The 16,780-nt window shown below is 44.4% G+C and carries 17 protein-coding genes; 14 read left to right on the top strand and 3 right to left on the bottom strand.

The annotated features are described in order from the left end of the window. Positions 1-50: 50 nt before the first annotated feature. Positions 51-416, bottom strand: coding sequence for a DUF1433 domain-containing protein (locus tag AC1DN5_RS06495; RefSeq protein ID WP_045926886.1), 366 nt, complete (start codon positions 414-416; stop codon positions 51-53). A 50-nt stretch (positions 417-466) separates the two neighbouring features. Here AC1DN5_RS06495 and AC1DN5_RS06490 point away from each other — a divergent pair, with 50 nt between their 5' ends. Then, positions 467-1,882: a lipase gene (locus AC1DN5_RS06490; RefSeq protein WP_366969465.1), complete on the top strand. Its 1,416-nt coding sequence runs from the start codon at positions 467-469 to the stop codon at positions 1,880-1,882. A gap of 12 nt (positions 1,883-1,894) precedes the next feature. Beyond that, the gene (locus AC1DN5_RS06485) at positions 1,895-2,200 is read left to right on the top strand and encodes a hypothetical protein (protein WP_366969464.1); all 306 of its coding nucleotides are present in this window, start codon (positions 1,895-1,897) and stop codon (positions 2,198-2,200) included. Between the two features lie 83 nt (positions 2,201-2,283). Here the strand turns inward: AC1DN5_RS06485 and AC1DN5_RS06480 are convergent, their stop codons facing one another. Next, a complete protein-coding gene (locus tag AC1DN5_RS06480; RefSeq protein ID WP_021493770.1) occupies positions 2,284-2,523 on the bottom strand; it encodes a hypothetical protein in 240 nt (79 codons plus the stop codon). Positions 2,524-2,965: 442 nt separating this feature from the next. On the opposite strand from AC1DN5_RS06480, the gene AC1DN5_RS06475 reads away from it, so the two are divergent. Then, entirely contained in the window at positions 2,966-3,241 is a 276-nt protein-coding gene (locus tag AC1DN5_RS06475; RefSeq protein ID WP_064778825.1) for a DUF3219 family protein, read from the top strand. A gap of 73 nt (positions 3,242-3,314) precedes the next feature. Here AC1DN5_RS06475 and AC1DN5_RS06470 read toward each other — a convergent pair whose 3' ends face one another. Beyond that, positions 3,315-3,500 (bottom strand): YkvS family protein, encoded by a 186-nt coding sequence (locus AC1DN5_RS06470; RefSeq protein WP_003232446.1) that lies wholly within the window; start codon positions 3,498-3,500, stop codon positions 3,315-3,317. A 163-nt stretch (positions 3,501-3,663) separates the two neighbouring features. Between AC1DN5_RS06470 and AC1DN5_RS06465 the strand changes: the two genes are divergently transcribed. The 11 genes from AC1DN5_RS06465 to ptsP all read left to right on the top strand — a co-directional run bounded on the left by AC1DN5_RS06465 (position 3,664) and on the right by ptsP (position 16,700). Then, on the top strand, positions 3,664-3,858 hold the full coding sequence (locus tag AC1DN5_RS06465) for a hypothetical protein (RefSeq protein WP_012117423.1): 195 nt from the start codon (positions 3,664-3,666) through the stop codon (positions 3,856-3,858). 272 nt (positions 3,859-4,130) lie between these two features. Then, the gene (locus tag AC1DN5_RS06460) at positions 4,131-4,754 is read left to right on the top strand and encodes a cell wall hydrolase (protein WP_366969463.1); all 624 of its coding nucleotides are present in this window, start codon (positions 4,131-4,133) and stop codon (positions 4,752-4,754) included. Between the two features lie 112 nt (positions 4,755-4,866). Beyond that, on the top strand, positions 4,867-6,207 hold the full coding sequence (locus AC1DN5_RS06455; RefSeq protein WP_366969462.1) for a polysaccharide biosynthesis protein: 1,341 nt from the start codon (positions 4,867-4,869) through the stop codon (positions 6,205-6,207). Positions 6,208-6,269: 62 nt separating this feature from the next. Beyond that, positions 6,270-6,764, top strand: a complete 495-nt coding sequence (gene stoA / locus AC1DN5_RS06450) for an endospore biogenesis thiol-disulfide oxidoreductase StoA (protein ID WP_366969461.1) — start codon at positions 6,270-6,272, stop codon at positions 6,762-6,764. 243 nt (positions 6,765-7,007) lie between these two features. Next, positions 7,008-8,921, top strand: a complete 1,914-nt coding sequence (locus AC1DN5_RS06445) for a heavy metal translocating P-type ATPase (protein WP_366969460.1) — start codon at positions 7,008-7,010, stop codon at positions 8,919-8,921. Between the two features lie 114 nt (positions 8,922-9,035). After that, positions 9,036-10,130, top strand: a complete 1,095-nt coding sequence (locus AC1DN5_RS06440; protein ID WP_366969458.1) for a M24 family metallopeptidase — start codon at positions 9,036-9,038, stop codon at positions 10,128-10,130. Between the two features lie 282 nt (positions 10,131-10,412). Continuing rightward, positions 10,413-11,378, top strand: coding sequence for a LacI family DNA-binding transcriptional regulator (locus tag AC1DN5_RS06435; RefSeq protein ID WP_045926892.1), 966 nt, complete (start codon positions 10,413-10,415; stop codon positions 11,376-11,378). Positions 11,379-11,428: 50 nt separating this feature from the next. Further along, positions 11,429-12,295: a glucose PTS transporter transcription antiterminator GlcT gene (gene glcT, locus AC1DN5_RS06430; RefSeq protein ID WP_016936323.1), complete on the top strand. Its 867-nt coding sequence runs from the start codon at positions 11,429-11,431 to the stop codon at positions 12,293-12,295. 230 nt (positions 12,296-12,525) lie between these two features. Continuing rightward, complete coding sequence (ptsG, locus tag AC1DN5_RS06425) at positions 12,526-14,622, top strand: glucose-specific PTS transporter subunit IIBC (protein ID WP_045926893.1); 2,097 nt, start codon at positions 12,526-12,528, stop codon at positions 14,620-14,622. Between the two features lie 96 nt (positions 14,623-14,718). Then, positions 14,719-14,985 carry a phosphocarrier protein HPr gene (locus AC1DN5_RS06420; protein WP_010334034.1) on the top strand — a complete coding sequence of 89 codons (267 nt, stop codon included), beginning with the start codon at positions 14,719-14,721 and terminating at the stop codon, positions 14,983-14,985. Then, on the top strand, positions 14,985-16,700 hold the full coding sequence (gene ptsP, locus AC1DN5_RS06415; RefSeq protein ID WP_013352056.1) for a phosphoenolpyruvate--protein phosphotransferase: 1,716 nt from the start codon (positions 14,985-14,987) through the stop codon (positions 16,698-16,700). Before AC1DN5_RS06420 ends, ptsP begins: the two co-directional genes overlap by 1 nt. Positions 16,701-16,780 lie beyond the last annotated feature (80 nt).

Raw genomic sequence — 16,780 nt, 5'->3', positions numbered from 1 at the left:
GTAGACTGCCCAAACAAATAAACCCCTCACAATAATGTGAAGGGGTTTTTTTAATACTCGCATACTTTATCTTCGCACTCAGGCTTCTCGGTTGCATCCACAGTAAATGATCCTATTTCGTCATTAGTTTTGTCGTAAATTCCCCATATTTCTTTTTTCATATTTCCATTGAGATAACCATTGATTTCAATACCACCCATTGGATTCACCTCATAATCATCAGTGTAATCAATTCGTTCAATACCTTTATAGTTTGTTTTAATAAAGTCAGTCATTCTTTTTTTAGCCAAAGAGTACAACTCTTCCTTTTGTTGAGTTTCTTGGGCTTCCATTTTTTTGTCGTATTGTTCCTTCATAAATATCCCTCCAAGTGTTATAATAACCAGAGCTATAAGGATAATTATGTATTTTTTCATAAAACCATCCTTTCTGTCTTACATTTTACATGAGGGAAGGGGCATTGTACATGAATACAAAGACCGACATACCTAATTTATCTGATAAAGACTATTTTTTTCTCAGTCAAAATACATACAGTGAAAAGAAAATGAAAAAAGCCTATGAAAATAAGACTCCCATTGTAAATAGATCAAAAAAGGCTTTTTACGTGGAGAAAATCAAAAAAGACCCAGACACAGGCCTAGATGTTTACGTATTTGTCCAAGCCAAGAAAAAAGAAGGCAAATGGGTAAAACCAAAAAAACCAGAAAATGTCGTTATAGGTTTTCAAGGAACAAATCAGGAACAAATTAAAGCTGATGTTATAAGTGCAGATGGCGGCAACGTAGTCATGGGTAAAGACCCGAAAAAGAAAGTCCAATACATAATGAAAAAAGATGCGTCCGAAAACTCTAAAGCTATTGCCAAGTATAACGGCAGTATGGAACAAGCAATGATGATTAAGAGTGGAGAATACAAAATTGTCACTAAGACATCTCAATTTGATCAAGGTGATAAGCTCGTTGCCAATGAAGTGAAAAAGTATGCTGGCACTAACACAGTGATTTCGACAACAGGTCACTCACTTGGAGGGGCAGATGCGGAATACGCTGGTGTAAACAATAACGTTTACAGTGTAGCTTTTAACAACCCTTCCATTGTTAAACTGCACGATGAAGAAACACAGAATAAAATCAAAAATGGCGAATTTGATTTGTATCATAAGGCAATTATTAACCCTGATGATATGGTGGGCTCAGGATGGTTTTTAGAATACGACAGACACAACGGAACAACCATATATACGAAAGATCCAAGCATCGCACGTCAAGATCGAGCTCAAAGACTAATTTCTTCTTACGGAGTTCCTGGTATTTTGACCAACTTGATTACTTCTTTCTATGGCCAAGCATTTGCAAAAAATCCTGATACTCATAGTTTAAATGATTCGAATTTTAAATTTGATAAGAATGGTAATATCCAGAGTGTTGATGGCAGCAAAGGTATTTATAACCAGAATATCGAATCGTTCTCAGCTTATTCAGGTATGAATGGGCAAACCATTAAAGTGGATGCTAAATATGCAAAAGAATTAGCTAAACGATTACAGGCAGCTATCGAAGACTTAAAAACAAAGAAACAAGCAATTGAACGATTCCCTCATGATCACAGCAAAATGGTGTATGACGTAAAATCGATTTGTGGTAAGAGATTGGGAGAATTCAAGGATCTAGAACCAAGCGATGTTGATAAAGCTGTATTGTTTCACGCACCTTATGTGAAAGATGGGGCAGCATTTTATGACTCAGAAGAACAGTATCAAACTGAGGCTTCTCTTCATTATTTGATTAGAGATTTAGAGGATATTAGTGAGTTTATTGTTAAAATGGCTGAGGATTTAAAAGATAAGGATAATGAATTAGCAAGCTGGTTACGGTTATAAGGGGGATTTAAATTGCCATATGGAGTTAATATGGATGCAGATGAATTTTACAGACGGTTACAACAGAATGAGGAATTAAAAAAAATTGTGGGTTCAAGTTTAAAAACTCATTGCCAGAACCTAAAAGAAGACACAAAAAACGCATCAGACTTTTCTTCAGCACAACAGGTTATAGCTGAAGTGTATGTTGCTTTACTCTCTTCATTTGAAGGTAAAGCTAAAGAAGTATTAGTACAAAGGCTTAATGAAAATGCGACAATGCTGACAAATGCTACAGAGAACAGAAGTGCTTTTCTGAGGAGTATAAGGACTAAATAATTAAAACAACCTCTTCACTTTAGATGTGAGGGGGTCTTTTTAACTTATGATGTAGCAAAATTCGCAGACGTCTGCGAAAATACTCAGTTATTCAATCTCTCTTCTAATTCATGAATACGTCTTTCTAAACTAGAGAATTTCTTATCGTTATAACTATGATCAAGTTCGATGTTCTTGTTGATCAATTTGAGCATCGACATAACTTCTTCAGGTTCATTTTCCTCTATACGGGAAACTGTATCCTTGATTTCCTTTACATCCTGTTTAACTTCAGCAATATCCTTTGATAACTGCTGAATAGCTTCTAATATTTGTTTCTCCATCCCGTTCACCTCTCCTTACAGTATAACAGCTATTGCAATACTTTTGATTGTCCGAAATTTGGACAATCCAATATTTCAATGGTTTTGTTTAACGGTTTGTAGAATTCTCCTCTACAAACTCTACAACCTAAACCCCGCCTTTTAAGCGGGGGTATTTTTCGTCTGTGGCGCGCCGCCGGAAAGGTGCATGATATCCGCACAGACCTTGTATAATGAAAAGAGAAATCATCTGGACAAAAGAAAAAGACGAGTAAACCCGGGGGGAGTGTACTCGCCGCTTCATTACGTGACGGGTGCTGGATGGCAGCTCGTCTGTTTCATTATAAAATAGGGAACGTATGTTTGTAAAGGCCTGCGCCGTTTTTTTCTTATCCGGAGCGGATCAATTGTAAATGAATGATCATCATGATAGCATGTCCTGTAAAAAGAAGGAGTGTTTGTCATGGAGCCGTTAGAGTTAAACGGTGTAAGGCTTGAAATGTATGACTGTAAAGAAAGTGCGGGCAAAAACGGGCGCGTCATCTCATTTATATTGAAGGTGACCTCTGAAACGTATCATGACATTGCCGTCCTTTTGTATGAAAAAACATTTGAAATTAAGGCGCCCGATCGGGGTCTTGAATTCTGCGGCAAAATAACCAGCTACCATACATCCATCACAAATCTTTACAATAAAGATGAGACCGGAGATTTTTTCATTGAAATGACGGAAATCTGAAATCATTTGAAAAAGCTGCCGGGCGGCAGCTTTTGTGCGGGATATGTAAATGGTTCGGATTGTTCAGTGGGGGTTAATAGGAGTCTCTGATGATTTTATAATTTTTATGGTTGACGACAGTGAGGGAATCTAATTCAAGATCACGATAATTATCCATGATGGTTACATCAACGATGACGGAGTTTTCATTTACCTTTTCAACAACACCGGTTAATCCGTTTTTAAATTCAATGACGTTTCCAACCTTAGCAATTTTCACGAGCTTCCTCTCCTTTATCATAAATCCTGTTTGAAAATATTTTGCAGTATTTTCTTTAAGAAGTAAAGCGATATGGGTATCGGCCTGCTCGATCATTGTCCCAGTGGGGGAAAGATGGTATATTGATTTTCGGGAAAAAGCCGAGAAAAGGAGGCTGTGTTCGTTGCTGCCTGAAGAAATATCAGAACGTATCAACCAAATGCGCACCGGTGAAATCAAAGAATTCAGGGTGCAGAAAGAACATTTTCTTGCATTTCGAGCGGTTTTATCGAAGCAGGAAGATTTTAAGCATTTCCGCGGTATTGCACAGCAGGGCGGAGATGTTGTTTTCCAGTATTTAGAACAGCCAAGAAGCTGACGGCTCCTCGCATATGAGGAGTCTTTTTTTGTTTTCGCTGCTCATTTCATCTTGCTGTAACAGATGTAAACAAAATGTAAAATCCCTCCGATGGATACTTTTACTGTAATTTGGTTAATGTTGTGAAAATGACGGCCGTTTTTCTGCCAATAATAAGGCCGTTAACGAACTTCTTCCATCATAAAAGCTGATTGGGAGTGCTGGAAAATCTTTAACCGTGAATTTGCGCACTGCTCTTGTTAAGGTAGTGAAGTATTTAAGGAGGAAAGCGTATGACGACAAAATTTGCTGCCTTGGCTGTCTTTTTTCTTTGTTTTATGCCTGCAACAAAAATTGAACATACAGAAGCTCTGTTTACTTTAGCGAAGAAGCCAAAGCAAGAGTCCAGCACACTGGTTGCTGATTTAAATAGAAATAGTTCGGTTCCGAAGTTTTCAAAAACTGACCAGAAGCATTCGATCCATATGATAAAGCTGTCATCTCATCTTGAGCAGAAAGCCAAACCGGAGAAAACGGCTTATCAGCCGCCGAAAAAGACGTATTCCAGTGCCGACAGGGAACTTCTGTCACGTCTCGTGCACGCAGAAGCGAAGGGTGAGTCTTATAAAGGAAAGGTCGCGGTAGCCAGCGTCGTGCTGAACCGGACTGAAAAGAAAGGCTTCCCGGATACCATTCGGGGTGTGATTTATCAAAGGAATGCATTTGAACCGGTAGCAAACGGAAGCATTAATCAAAAGCCGGATAAGGATTCCATCGCCGCCGCAAATGAGGCGCTTAACCATCCGGGCAGAGAAACGAACGCATTGTTTTTCTACAATCCGAAAACAGCTTCTGACCATTGGATCCGTTCCCGAAAAATTATCGAACGGATCGGCAGACACGTATTTGCTATGTAAGCATAGCGGGACAAATATCCCGGCTATGCTTTTTTCAATTTTAAGAAATCGAAAATATTTTCAGAACTTGTCTCATATGATGATGAAAGAACGAGAGACAAGGAGAGACACCATGAATCGATTTGTGAAAGGGATCATTCTTTTATCCATCGCCGCCTTTTTCGCTGAATGTCTGGAATTTGTCGTGAATATGATACTGGCGCGGGAGCTTGGCGAGCATGGGATGGGGCTTTACATGAGCATTCTGCCCACCATTTTTCTCATTATCGTGATCGCCAGTCTGGAGCTTCCGATCTCCATCTCAAAATTCATCGCGGAATCCAATCAGAAGCTGCATGAAAGCATGCTCCAGCATGCCTTCAGAATGACCGCCGTATTTACCGCGTTTTCAACCGCGGCCGCAAGTATCGCGCTGCCGTTCATTCCTGTATTCGATACGTACCACCCTTTTATTAAAGGGATTGTCATCGGACTGATTCCCGTCGTCGCTTTTACATCCATCGCCAGAGGCTATTTTATGGGTGTGCAGCAGATGGGGAAAATCGCGGTTGCGAATGTTTTGAAAAAAATCATTCAAGTGCTTTGTCTGTTTATCTTTTTTCAATGGTACTCTTTTGAAATTGATATGGCCGTGCTCATTTCGTTATTTGTGCTGGTCGCAAGTGATGTCGTGGTGTTCGTATACTTGTATACGCAGTTTATTTTGGCGAGGAGGACGCTTTCCGGCCATCAGCACATTCATCTCCGCGGTAAGGATGTGCGGAAACGTCTTCTGGCGGTATCCATTCCGACAACGGGGCTTCGTATTTTTCACGCGGTGACAAATGCCATTGAACCTTTTTTAGTAAAAGGAGCGCTGCTGGCCTCAGGGGCGGCCGGGGCAGCAGCGATTGATCAATACGGCATGCTCGCCGGTGTAGCGGTGACGATCGGTTCGTTTCCCGCATTTATCGCTCATTCACTGATGGTCGTCATGATTCCGAGCATTTCAGAAGCGTACGCGCTGTCTCAATATGACATTGTACTGAAACGGCTGAGACAAGCGATTTTTATTACATTCGGCTATGGCATTCCGGCAGTCTGGATCATGTTTCAGTTCGCCGGCCCGCTGACCCATTTATTTTTTCAGTCTCCGGAAGCGCAGTATTTTTTGCAGCTTTTGTGGCCGTATTTTCTTTTTCAGCTGTTTGTGATGCCGCTTCAGGCCTGTCTGATCGGCATCGGTCATGTGAAAACGGCGTTTTATCATAATGTATGGAGCAGCATTGTGGGTCTTTCGATGATGTATGTGCTTGGTTCTATGCCGAATCTGCAAATGCTCGGCATTATACTTGGCATGAATACCGGCATGATTCTTCTGACAAGTTTACATTACGCGACGATCTGCAAAGACCTCGGTGTCTCCGTGTTCCTGACCGGCGGCGGAAGAACAGCACCCCGGATCGAGAGCTGAAAAGACTGATACATTTCAGTAAGGAGGGGCAAGCTATCCGAAACGCGTGAAAGGAAGATCTTATGCATAAAAACCGTCTTATTGCATGCGCAGTCATTTTGATAGCTGCCTCTCTCTGGATGCCTGAAGCAAAAGCCTCATCAGAAAAACAGGCAGTTCCCGCCGTGTTTCTGATGAAGACGATTGAAGGAGACGAGATATCGGTCCCGAATAAAGGGCAGAAAACCATTTTGCATTTTTGGACATCGTGGTGTCCGCCGTGTAAAAAAGAACTGCCGCAGTTTCAAACGTATTATGAACAGCATCAATCTGATGATGTAAGTCTTGTAACGGTAAATCTCATGAATGCTGAGCGAAACAAAGAGGCCGTTCAAAACTTTGTCAATCAGCACCATCTCACATTCCCGGTCGTTCTTGACTCTAAGGGCGAGCTTATGAAGGAATACGGGATCATGACGATTCCCACGTCATTTCTGCTGAATGAAAAAGGAGAAATCGAAAAAAAGATCATCGGTCCGATGACCGCTTCACAATTAAAAGAATGGGCTGAGAAATAAAAAGGTGCGGGGGATTTCCTCCCGCACCTTTTTTGCACATCATGAACAGCTGAAGGGTTTCTAATGATAATTATTATCAAAAAGAAATTAAAACAATTATAATTGAAATCTTTCGCCGGCATGCTATAATAAAGAAAAACACCGCGATATTACTGTGAAAATGCTGCCTGTAAGGCGGCAGTTTTTGCTTTTATCGGGGAAATGAAGATGATTTGCGTTCTCAATTAGAGAGGAGAATTCATAATGAATGAACAAGTGGTAACTCAAACCCCTTCACAACAGCAGACTCAAGAAGAGCGGTCCGGAAAAAAGTGGCTCCAGCATGCGGAACTCATTGCGGCTCTCGTATCGGGCGCCCTTATTCTTGCAGCCTGGTTTTTCACCGAAGCAAAAGGCCTGTCCGTTACTTTGTATATCCTGGCCTTTGTGATCGGCGGATTTGCAAAAGCGAAAGAAGGAATTGAAGATACGCTGGAGACGAAGGCTTTAAATGTTGAACTGCTGATGATTTTTGCGGCTGTCGGCTCTGCCCTTATCGGGTATTGGGCGGAAGGCGCTGTTCTTATCTTTATTTTTTCGTTAAGCGGCGCGCTGGAAACGTATACGATGAATAAAAGCAGCCGTGATTTAACCTCCTTGATGAAACTGGAACCGGAGGAAGCGACCCTGCTTAAAGACGGACAGGAAAAGCGGGTGCCGGCCGCTGAACTCAAGATCGGCGACATGATCGTCATTAAGCCGGGCGAACGCGTAGCGGCAGACGGGATCATCGAGTCAGGCGCGACGAGTCTTGATGAATCGGCGCTGACGGGTGAATCGATGCCGGCGGAAAAAACAACCGGAGACTCTGTGTTTACAGGAACGGTAAACGGAAACGGCTCTTTAACGGTCCGAGTTACGAAAACAAATGAGCAGTCTCTATTCAGAAAAATCATCCGGCTGGTGGAATCGGCTCAAAACAGCGTGTCACCGGCTCAGGCATTTATTGAGCGTTTCGAAAGTGTCTATGTAAAAGGCGTGCTTTTAGCCGTGGCTTTGCTTTTATTCGTTCCTCATTTTGCTTTAGGCTGGAGCTGGAGTGAAACCTTTTACCGGGCGATGGTGTTTATGGTGGTCGCCTCCCCTTGCGCTCTTGTCGCTTCCATTATGCCTGCTGCGCTTTCTCTTATTTCAAATGGAGCCCGCAACGGATTGTTGGTTAAAGGAAGTGTGTTTTTAGAGCAGCTGGGAAGCGTCCGGATGATTGCTTTTGACAAAACCGGCACGGTCACAAAGGGACAGCCTGCAGTTGCTGCATTCCAAGCGGCGGAATATGTGAATGAGGATGAGGTCATGCAAGCGGTGTATGCGATTGAAAAGCAATCAAGCCACCCGCTTGCAAAGGCGATAGCTGAATTTGCCGAAAGCCGGGGCGCTGTGCCTGCAGGCCATACATCGATTGACGAGACGTCCGGATTCGGTGTTCAGGCCGATATAGAAGGCGCCAAATGGATGATCGGAAAAGCTGGATTTGCAGGGAAAGAGGATGCAGACGCTTTTTTGAAAACATCGGGAAATGAGTTAAAAGATAAAGGCTGTACGCTGGTTTTTGTTAAGAAAGATGACAGGATAGCGGGCTGTTTTGCGTTAAAGGATCAAATCCGGCCAGAAGCAAAAGCCGTAATGGCTGAGCTTGAATCACTCGGGATTAAAACGGCCATGCTTACCGGAGATCAGCCTGAAACAGCGGCTGCCATCGCAAAAGAGGCTGGCATGACGACGGTTGTTGCCGATTGTCTGCCTGACCAAAAGGCAGAGGAAGTAAAGAAACTGAAAGAAACGTACGGCACAATCGCCATGGTCGGAGACGGCATTAATGACGCGCCCGCTCTGAAAACCGCTGACGTCGGTATTGCGATGGGAGGGGGAACGGACGTGGCTTTAGAGACGGCTGACTTGGTCCTGATGAAAAATGATCTTCATAAGCTTGTGAAAATGTGCAGGCTCTCACGGAAAATGAACCGGATTATTAAGCAGAACATCGTTTTTTCGCTCTCGGTCATCTGCCTGTTGATCTGCGCCAACTTCCTGCAGGTGATGGAACTGCCGTTTGGCGTTATCGGGCATGAAGGAAGCACGATTCTGGTCATACTGAACGGACTCAGATTATTAAAATAAACAAAACAGCCGCACATCGGGCGGCTGTTTTGTTAAATGTTCGTTCACAGCATAAACGCCGGAAAACTGATAGAATGAATAAAGAGCCACTTTGGTAAGGAGGAAAAACAAAAAATGAACAGATTACAACGTGTTTCAGATTGGCTGAAAAAAGAAGGACACGATGCGGCGTTTATACATACAAAGGAAAACGTATTTTATTTAACTGATTTTTATACGGATCCGCATGAGCGGTTAATGGGATTGTTCCTGTTTCAAGAACAGGAGCCGTTTTTCGTCTGCCCGGGAATGGAAGCCGGACAAGCCCGCAGCGCCGGGTGGGAGTATGAAATTATCGGCTACGGCGATCACGAAGACCCGTGGGAGCTGATCAAAGCCGAGCTTACAAAACGAAATGTGCGCCTTGATTCCATCGCGGTTGAAAAGGATTCGATCTCGCTTTCACGTTCAGAACAACTCAAACATGCTTCAGGGGGCGCCGCGTTCGCTTCGGCAGAAGAAACGCTCAACCAATTCCGTCTCGTAAAAGATGAGAAAGAAATCAGCATTCTCAGGGAAGCGGCAAAACTTGCGGATTTCGGAGTTGAAGTCGGTGTCGCAGCGCTTAAAGAGGGCGTGAGTGAAACTGAAGTGCTGGCGCAGATTGAGTTTGAGCTGAAGAAAAAAGGCGTGCAGGGCATGTCGTTTTCAACGATGGTGCTGTTCGGAGAAAAATCAGGCCAGCCTCATGGCAATCCGGGTACAGACCGTCTGAAAAAAGGCGATTTCGTTCTGTTTGACCTGGGTGTTATTCTTGACGGCTACTGCTCAGACATTACGAGAACATTCGCATACCAATCAATCAGCCCGAAACAGGAAGAGATTTACGAAACGGTGCTTAAAGCTGAAAAGGCGGCGCTTCAATTAAGCAAACCCGGTGTGAGAATCGGCGATCTTGATTTAAAAGCCCGCGGCATTATTGAAAAAGCCGGATACGGAGACTATTTCCCCCACCGCCTCGGCCACGGACTCGGGATTTCGGTTCATGAATATCCATCAATGAGCAGCGCGAACGACACGCTCCTCAAAGAAGGTATGGTGTACACGATAGAACCGGGGATTTACGTGCCGGATGTAGGCGGCGTGCGCATTGAAGACGATGTGTTTGTCACAAAAGGCGGCGCCGAAGCATTAACGCAATATCCGAAAGAATTAACGATCCTGAAATAGAAAGCTTTGTGATAAAAAAGGACGGTTCTGGAACGCAGCGTCCTTTTTTATCACCTTGTTAAATGAAAAAGTCATCAAAATGCTGAAATGGTTTGATATCATGCTTTTCCCGCAACGGCCGCATAGCAAGATAACTGCCGCCGAGTATAGCCAGACACAAACCGATTAAGCAAAGAATCCCCATCACCGTTAATCTCCTTTCAAATGAATAGGCTGTATTTGTTTTTAGCTTACTGTATGAAACGCATTCCAGATCAAGGAAAAAAAGAAAGGGGGGACGCCATGGCTACGATCAGAGACATTGCCGGCGCTGCCGGAGTTTCCGTTACAACGGTATCAAGAGTATTAAACGATCATCCTTATGTAAGCGAAGACAAAAGAGAAAGAGTGAAAAAAGCGGTACAATCGCTCGGCTATACGCGCAACATCCATGCTGTGCATTTATCCAAAGGCTTTTCCGATATGATCGGCGTTGTGCTGCCGTCGGTGAATCTTCCGTATTTTGCAGACCTTGTCGCCGGTATTGCCGAGGCTGCCGAAACGTCAGGCGTGCATCTTTCTTTATACCAGACGGATTATCAGCAGCAAAGAGAACGCTTTGCTTTATCACAATTACAGGAGCGCCAGGTGGACGGCCTCATTATCTGCTCCAAAGCAATTTCCGATGAGCAGCTGCTTACCGTGAAAGAACCGATTATCCTCTGCCAGCACACTGATGCTGCTGAGCTGTCCTCAATCAGTAATCCGCATGGGGAAGCATTTCGGCACGGCCTGGATTATCTGATAGAAAAGGGTCACCGAAAAATAGCGATCAGCCTGGCCAGAAAAAAGGGAAAAAACAGTCAAGTCCGCATTGCCGCATACAAAGAGGTGCTGAAGAAGATCGGCCGGCCTTACAGGGAAGAGCTGGTTGTGGAAAAGGCGCTGACGCTGCTTGACGGGAAAGCCCTTTTTCACAGATGGAAGAGCTGGGATGACAAACCGACTGCGCTGTTTGCGGCGAATGATCAAGTATCCGCCGGTCTTTACCTTGAAGCCAAGGCAAACGGGACGCGCATTCCGGAAGAGCTGGCGATTTTGAGCATCGACAATCATGATATCAGCAAGATGTTAGGTATTTCCACAATAGATATACAAACGAAAGAAATGGGAAAGCAGGCTTTTCACATGCTTAAGAACCGGATCAGCGGCGGGCCTCCGGCAAGGAAGATTCTTGATTACCGTCTTATTGAACGATCAACCGTCTAAAAAAAGAATTGACGCGCTTTCTGTTCGTTTTGTACGATATGAGGTATTGAATGACAAAGGAGCTGAGGATCATGAAGGGGTCCTTTACAGTTGAGAAGGTATTAAATAACAATGTGCTGATCGCAACACATGATAGATACAGTGAGGTCGTCTTGATCGGAAAAGGAATCGGCTTTGGAAAAAAACAAGCGGATGTCATTGAAGATAAAGGGTATGACAAGATGTTCATCTTAAAGGATGAAAAAGAACAAAAACAATTTAAAAAGCTCCTCGGTTATGTGGACGAGACACTTGTCGACATCTCCAATGACGTCATTTATCATATCAGGAACCGAACAAGCCAACCGTTAAATGAACATATCCATATTGCGCTGACGGATCATATCGCCTTTGCGGTAAAGCGGCTGCAGCAGGGCTTTGACATTAAAAACCCTTTTCTTATGGAAACCGAAACGCTTTATCCGGAAGAATTTCAGATTGCCCGTGAAGTCGTCGGCATGATTAATGAAAAGACTGGAATCTGCCTTCCGGAAGGGGAGATCGGCTTTATCGCTCTTCATATCCACTCCGCCCTGACGAATCGGTCCCTTTCAGAGGTCAACCAGCATTCGCAGCTGATGTCCCGGCTCGTTCAGGTGATAGAGGAATCTTTCCAAATGAAAGTCAATAAAGAAAGCGTCCACTATTTGCGGCTGATCCGGCATATCAGATTTACCATAGATAGGATTAAACGGGAAGAGCAGACAAAAGAACCAGAAAAGTTAATGTTATTATTGAAAAATGAATACCCGCTATGCTACAATACTGCTTGGAAACTGATAAAAATCTTACAGCAAATGCTGAAAAAACCAGTTCATGAGGCGGAAGCGGTTTATCTCACGCTTCATCTGTACCGATTAACCAATAAAATTTCATAATTTCAGTTGAGACCTTTAAAAACGTGTCACTGATTCGATCAGGCATGAGTGATTGAGGGTAAAAAACGGGAAGAACGGCCCCGTTATTTTGCACACCCTTTTTTACTCATGCTTTTTGTTGTGTAAAAGGGCAAATGTAAACGGTTAAACTGAAGACTTGCGCCTGTGAATTCGTTGTCATGAATTTTCGCTGTAAGGTCACACTAGCTAACAGGGGAGGTACATTCTTTATGTTTAAAGCATTATTCGGCGTTCTCCAAAAAATCGGCCGTGCTCTTATGCTTCCGGTTGCGATTTTACCGGCTGCGGGGATCTTGCTTGCGTTAGGGAATGCCATGCAGAACAAAGATATGATCCAAGTCATGCATTTCTTAAGCAATGATAACGTTCAGCTTGTGGCAAACGTTATGGAAAGCGCCGGCCAAATCGTATTTGACAACCTGCCGCTTCTTTTTGCAGTAGGGGTTGCGATCGGTCTTGCGAACGGAGACGGTGTTGCCGGAATCGCGGCCATTATCGGATACTTGGTCATGAACGTATCCATGAGCGCCGTGCTTATGGCAAACGGCAGTATTCCGTCTGACAAAATTGAACGCGCTAAGTTTTTTGCGGAAAACCATCCGGCCTATATTAACATGCTGGGGATACCGACTTTGGCGACGGGCGTGTTCGGCGGTATTATCGTCGGGGTTCTGGCCGCGTTATTGTTCAACAAGTTTTATAAAATTGAACTTCCGCAGTACCTCGGATTCTTTGCGGGTAAGCGGTTCGTTCCGATTATCACATCAATTTCCGCATTAATTCTCGGTCTTATTATGTTAGTAATCTGGCCTCCGATCCAGCATGGTCTGAATTCCTTCTCAACGGGACTTGTGGAAGCGAATCCAACCTTGGCGGCCTTTATTTTCGGAATGATTGAACGGTCATTGATTCCGTTCGGTCTTCATCACATTTTCTACTCGCCGTTCTGGTATGAATTTTTCAGCTATAAAGATGCCGCTGGAGACATTATCCGCGGAGATCAGCGGATTTTCATGGCTCAGATTAAAGACGGCGTACAGCTGACGGCAGGTACATTTATGACGGGGAAATATCCGTTTATGATGTTCGGCCTTCCGGCGGCAGCGCTTGCAATCTATCATGAAGCGAAGCCTGAAAAGAAAAAACTTGTAGCCGGAATCATGGGTTCTGCCGCTCTGACAAGTTTCTTAACGGGAATCACCGAGCCGCTTGAATTCTCATTCTTGTTTGTGGCTCCTATCCTGTTTGCGATTCACTGCGTATTCGCGGGGCTTTCCTTTATGGTCATGCAGCTGCTGCATGTAAAAATCGGCATGACCTTCTCAGGGGGTCTGATTGACTACTTCCTGTTCGGAATTCTGCCTAACCGGACGGCTTGGTGGCTTGTCATTCCGGTCGGCTTAGGATTAGCCCTTATTTACTACTTCGGTTTCCGGTTTGCGATCAGGAAGTTCAACTTGAAAACGCCGGGCCGTGAAGAAGAAGCTGCAGATGAAGGGGCAGGCGCATCAGGCGAAGCCGGCGACCTTCCTTATGAAATCCTTCAGGCGATGGGTGATCAGCAAAACATTAAACACCTTGATGCTTGTATCACGAGACTTCGTGTGACGGTCAACGACCAGAAGAAAGTGGATAAGGCCCGCCTGAAACAGCTTGGCGCATCAGGCGTCCTTGAAGTCGGAAACAACATTCAGGCCATTTTCGGCCCGCGCTCTGACGGTTTGAAAACTCAGATGCAGGATATCATCGCTGGACGCACGCCGCGCCCTGAACCGAAAGTATCCGCACAAGAAGAAGTCAGCCAGCAGGTTGAAGAGGTTATCGCGGATCCGCTCCAAAACGAGCAGGGTGAAGAAGTGTTCGCTTCTCCGATCACCGGCGAAATCCATCCGATTACGGATGTGCCTGACCAGGTGTTCTCAGGGAAAATGATGGGTGACGGTTTTGCGATTCTTCCGGAAGAAGGAATCGTCGTATCGCCTGTCCGCGGAAAAGTGCTGAATGTTTTCCCGACAAAACATGCGATCGGCCTCCAGTCTGACGGCGGAAGAGAGATTCTGATTCATTTCGGAATCGATACAGTCAGCCTGAAAGGTGAAGGATTCACTTCTTTTGTTTCTGAGGGTGACCGGGTTGAACCGGGGCAAAAGCTGCTTGAAGTTGATCTTGAGGCTGTTAAACCTCATGTTCCTTCATTAATGACACCGATTGTCTTTACAAATCTTGCTGAGGGTGAAACGATTTCCCTTTCGGCCGAAGGTACTGTAAAACGGGAACAAAAAGATATTGTGAAAATCGGAAAATAAGCATATAAATACGCCGTGCTTGTCAGATGACAAGTACGGCTGTATGATATAATATTGTGTAGTAAAATAGCTTTAATTTAAAGGAGAATGATAATCATGGCACAAAAAACATTTAAAGTAACAGCAGATTCCGGAATCCACGCTCGTCCTGCGACAGTTCTTGTACAGACTGCAAGCAAATATGATGCTGACGTAAACTTAGAATATAACGGCAAAACAGTAAACCTTAAGTCTATCATGGGCGTTATGTCTCTAGGTATCGCTAAAGGCGCTGAAATCACAATTTCCGCTGCAGGCGCTGACGAAAACGACGCTCTTAACGCTTTAGAAGAAACAATGAAAAGCGAAGGACTCGGCGAGTAATGCAAGAATTAAAAGGAATAGGCGCTTCAGCCGGAATTGCGATTGCAAAAGCATACCGGCTTGAAGAGCCGGACTTAACGGTTGAAAAGAAAAACATTGCTGATGCTGCGGCTGAAGTAAGCCGTTTTGATGAAGCGATTGTACGTTCTAAAGAAGAGCTGGAGAAAATTAAAGAGCATGCTTTAAAAGAACTGGGACAAGACAAAGCTGACATTTTCTCCGCGCACCTTTTGGTTCTGAGTGATCCTGAGCTGTTAAACCCGGTAAAGGAAAAAATCAGCACAGATTCAGTTAATGCGGAATTCGCTTTGAAAGAAACGGCTTCCATGTTCGTGACCATGTTTGAATCAATGGATAACGAATACATGAAAGAGCGTGCGGCGGATATCCGTGACGTAACAAAACGTGTGACAGGGCACCTGCTGGGCGTGGAAATTCCGAACCCGAGCATGATCTCAGAAGAGGTTGTCATCGTGGCTGAAGATTTGACACCGTCTGATACGGCGCAATTAAACCGTCAGTTTGTAAAAGGTTTTACAACTGATATCGGCGGACGCACTTCACACTCCGCAATCATGGCCCGTTCGCTTGAAATCCCGGCTGTTGTCGGAACAAAAGCGGCTACAGGCACAATTGAAAACGGTGTTACGGTGATCGTAGACGGCATCGATGGTGATGTGATCATCGATCCTTCCAGTGAAACGTTAAAGAAATATGAAGAAAAGCACAGTGCCTACCTGGCGCAAAAAGCTGAATGGGCTAAGCTCGTCAATGAACCGACTGTTTCAAAAGACGGCCATCATGTAGAGCTTGCCGCAAACATCGGCACCCCTGATGATGTAAAAGGCGTTCTTGAAAACGGAGGAGAAGCTGTAGGGCTTTACCGTACGGAATTCCTTTACATGGGACGCGACCAGCTTCCGACAGAAGACGAGCAATTCGACGCTTATAAGACGGTTCTTGAGCGTATGGAAGGAAAATCAGTAGTCGTGCGGACATTGGATATCGGCGGCGACAAAGAGCTTCCTTACCTGCAGCTTCCTAAAGAAATGAACCCGTTTTTGGGCTACAGAGCCATCCGCCTTTGCCTTGAAGAACAAGAAATCTTCAGAACTCAGCTGCGTGCGCTGCTTCGTGCAAGTACATACGGAAACTTAAAAATCATGTTCCCGATGATTGCGACAGTAAACGAGTTTAAACAGGCGAAAGCGATTCTTCTTGAAGAAAAAGAGAAACTCGTCAAAGCCGGCGTAACGGTTTCTGACGATATTGAAGTCGGTATGATGGTAGAGATTCCGTCTACAGCCGTTATCGCAGATCAGTTTGCCACAGAAGTTGACTTCTTCAGTATCGGAACAAATGACTTGATCCAATACACAATGGCTGCTGACCGCATGAACGAGCGCGTGGCTTATCTGTATCAGCCATACAATCCGGCGATTCTCCGTCTTATTACGCTTGTCATTGAAGCCGCTCACAAAGAGGGCAAATGGGTCGGCATGTGCGGAGAAATGGCAGGAGACGAAATTGCGATTCCGATTCTTCTCGGCTTAGGCTTAGATGAGTTCTCAATGAGCGCTACATCCATCCTTCCGGCAAGAACGCAGATCAGCAAGCTTTCTAAAAAAGAAGCTGAATCATTCAAAGAAACAATCTTGTCTATGAGCACGACTGAAGAGGTTGTCGCATTCGTTAAAGAAACTTTCAATAAGTAATACAACAGCCAGACGGTGTAAGCCGTCTGGTTTTTTTCATATTCGGAAAAAAGGGGGGAACAATAACTTTCAACAGGAGG

The organism is Bacillus sp. 01N42_2, from assembly GCF_056399565.1.
The sequence above is the reverse complement of the archived record's forward strand: the minus strand, read 5'-3'. Positions and strand labels throughout refer to the sequence as shown.

Bases quoted from the DNA above. Each gene is read 5' to 3' on its own strand.
- AC1DN5_RS06460 (WP_366969463.1), top strand. From the start codon at position 4,131: ATGACGACAAAATTTGCTGCCTTGGCTGTCTTTTTTCTTTGTTTTATG.
- AC1DN5_RS06435 (WP_045926892.1), top strand. From the start codon at position 10,413: ATGGCTACGATCAGAGACATTGCCGGCGCTGCCGGAGTTTCCGTTACA.
- AC1DN5_RS06475 (WP_064778825.1), top strand. From the start codon at position 2,966: ATGGAGCCGTTAGAGTTAAACGGTGTAAGGCTTGAAATGTATGACTGT.
- AC1DN5_RS06490 (WP_366969465.1), top strand. From the start codon at position 467: ATGAATACAAAGACCGACATACCTAATTTATCTGATAAAGACTATTTT.
- AC1DN5_RS06455 (WP_366969462.1), top strand. From the start codon at position 4,867: ATGAATCGATTTGTGAAAGGGATCATTCTTTTATCCATCGCCGCCTTT.
- AC1DN5_RS06420 (WP_010334034.1), top strand. From the start codon at position 14,719: ATGGCACAAAAAACATTTAAAGTAACAGCAGATTCCGGAATCCACGCT.
- AC1DN5_RS06440 (WP_366969458.1), top strand. From the start codon at position 9,036: ATGAACAGATTACAACGTGTTTCAGATTGGCTGAAAAAAGAAGGACAC.
- ptsG (WP_045926893.1), top strand. From the start codon at position 12,526: ATGTTTAAAGCATTATTCGGCGTTCTCCAAAAAATCGGCCGTGCTCTT.
- glcT (WP_016936323.1), top strand. From the start codon at position 11,429: ATGACAAAGGAGCTGAGGATCATGAAGGGGTCCTTTACAGTTGAGAAG.
- stoA (WP_366969461.1), top strand. From the start codon at position 6,270: ATGCATAAAAACCGTCTTATTGCATGCGCAGTCATTTTGATAGCTGCC.
- AC1DN5_RS06480 (WP_021493770.1), bottom strand. From the start codon at position 2,523: ATGGAGAAACAAATATTAGAAGCTATTCAGCAGTTATCAAAGGATATT.
- AC1DN5_RS06445 (WP_366969460.1), top strand. From the start codon at position 7,008: ATGAATGAACAAGTGGTAACTCAAACCCCTTCACAACAGCAGACTCAA.
- AC1DN5_RS06495 (WP_045926886.1), bottom strand. From the start codon at position 416: ATGAAAAAATACATAATTATCCTTATAGCTCTGGTTATTATAACACTT.
- ptsP (WP_013352056.1), top strand. From the start codon at position 14,985: ATGCAAGAATTAAAAGGAATAGGCGCTTCAGCCGGAATTGCGATTGCA.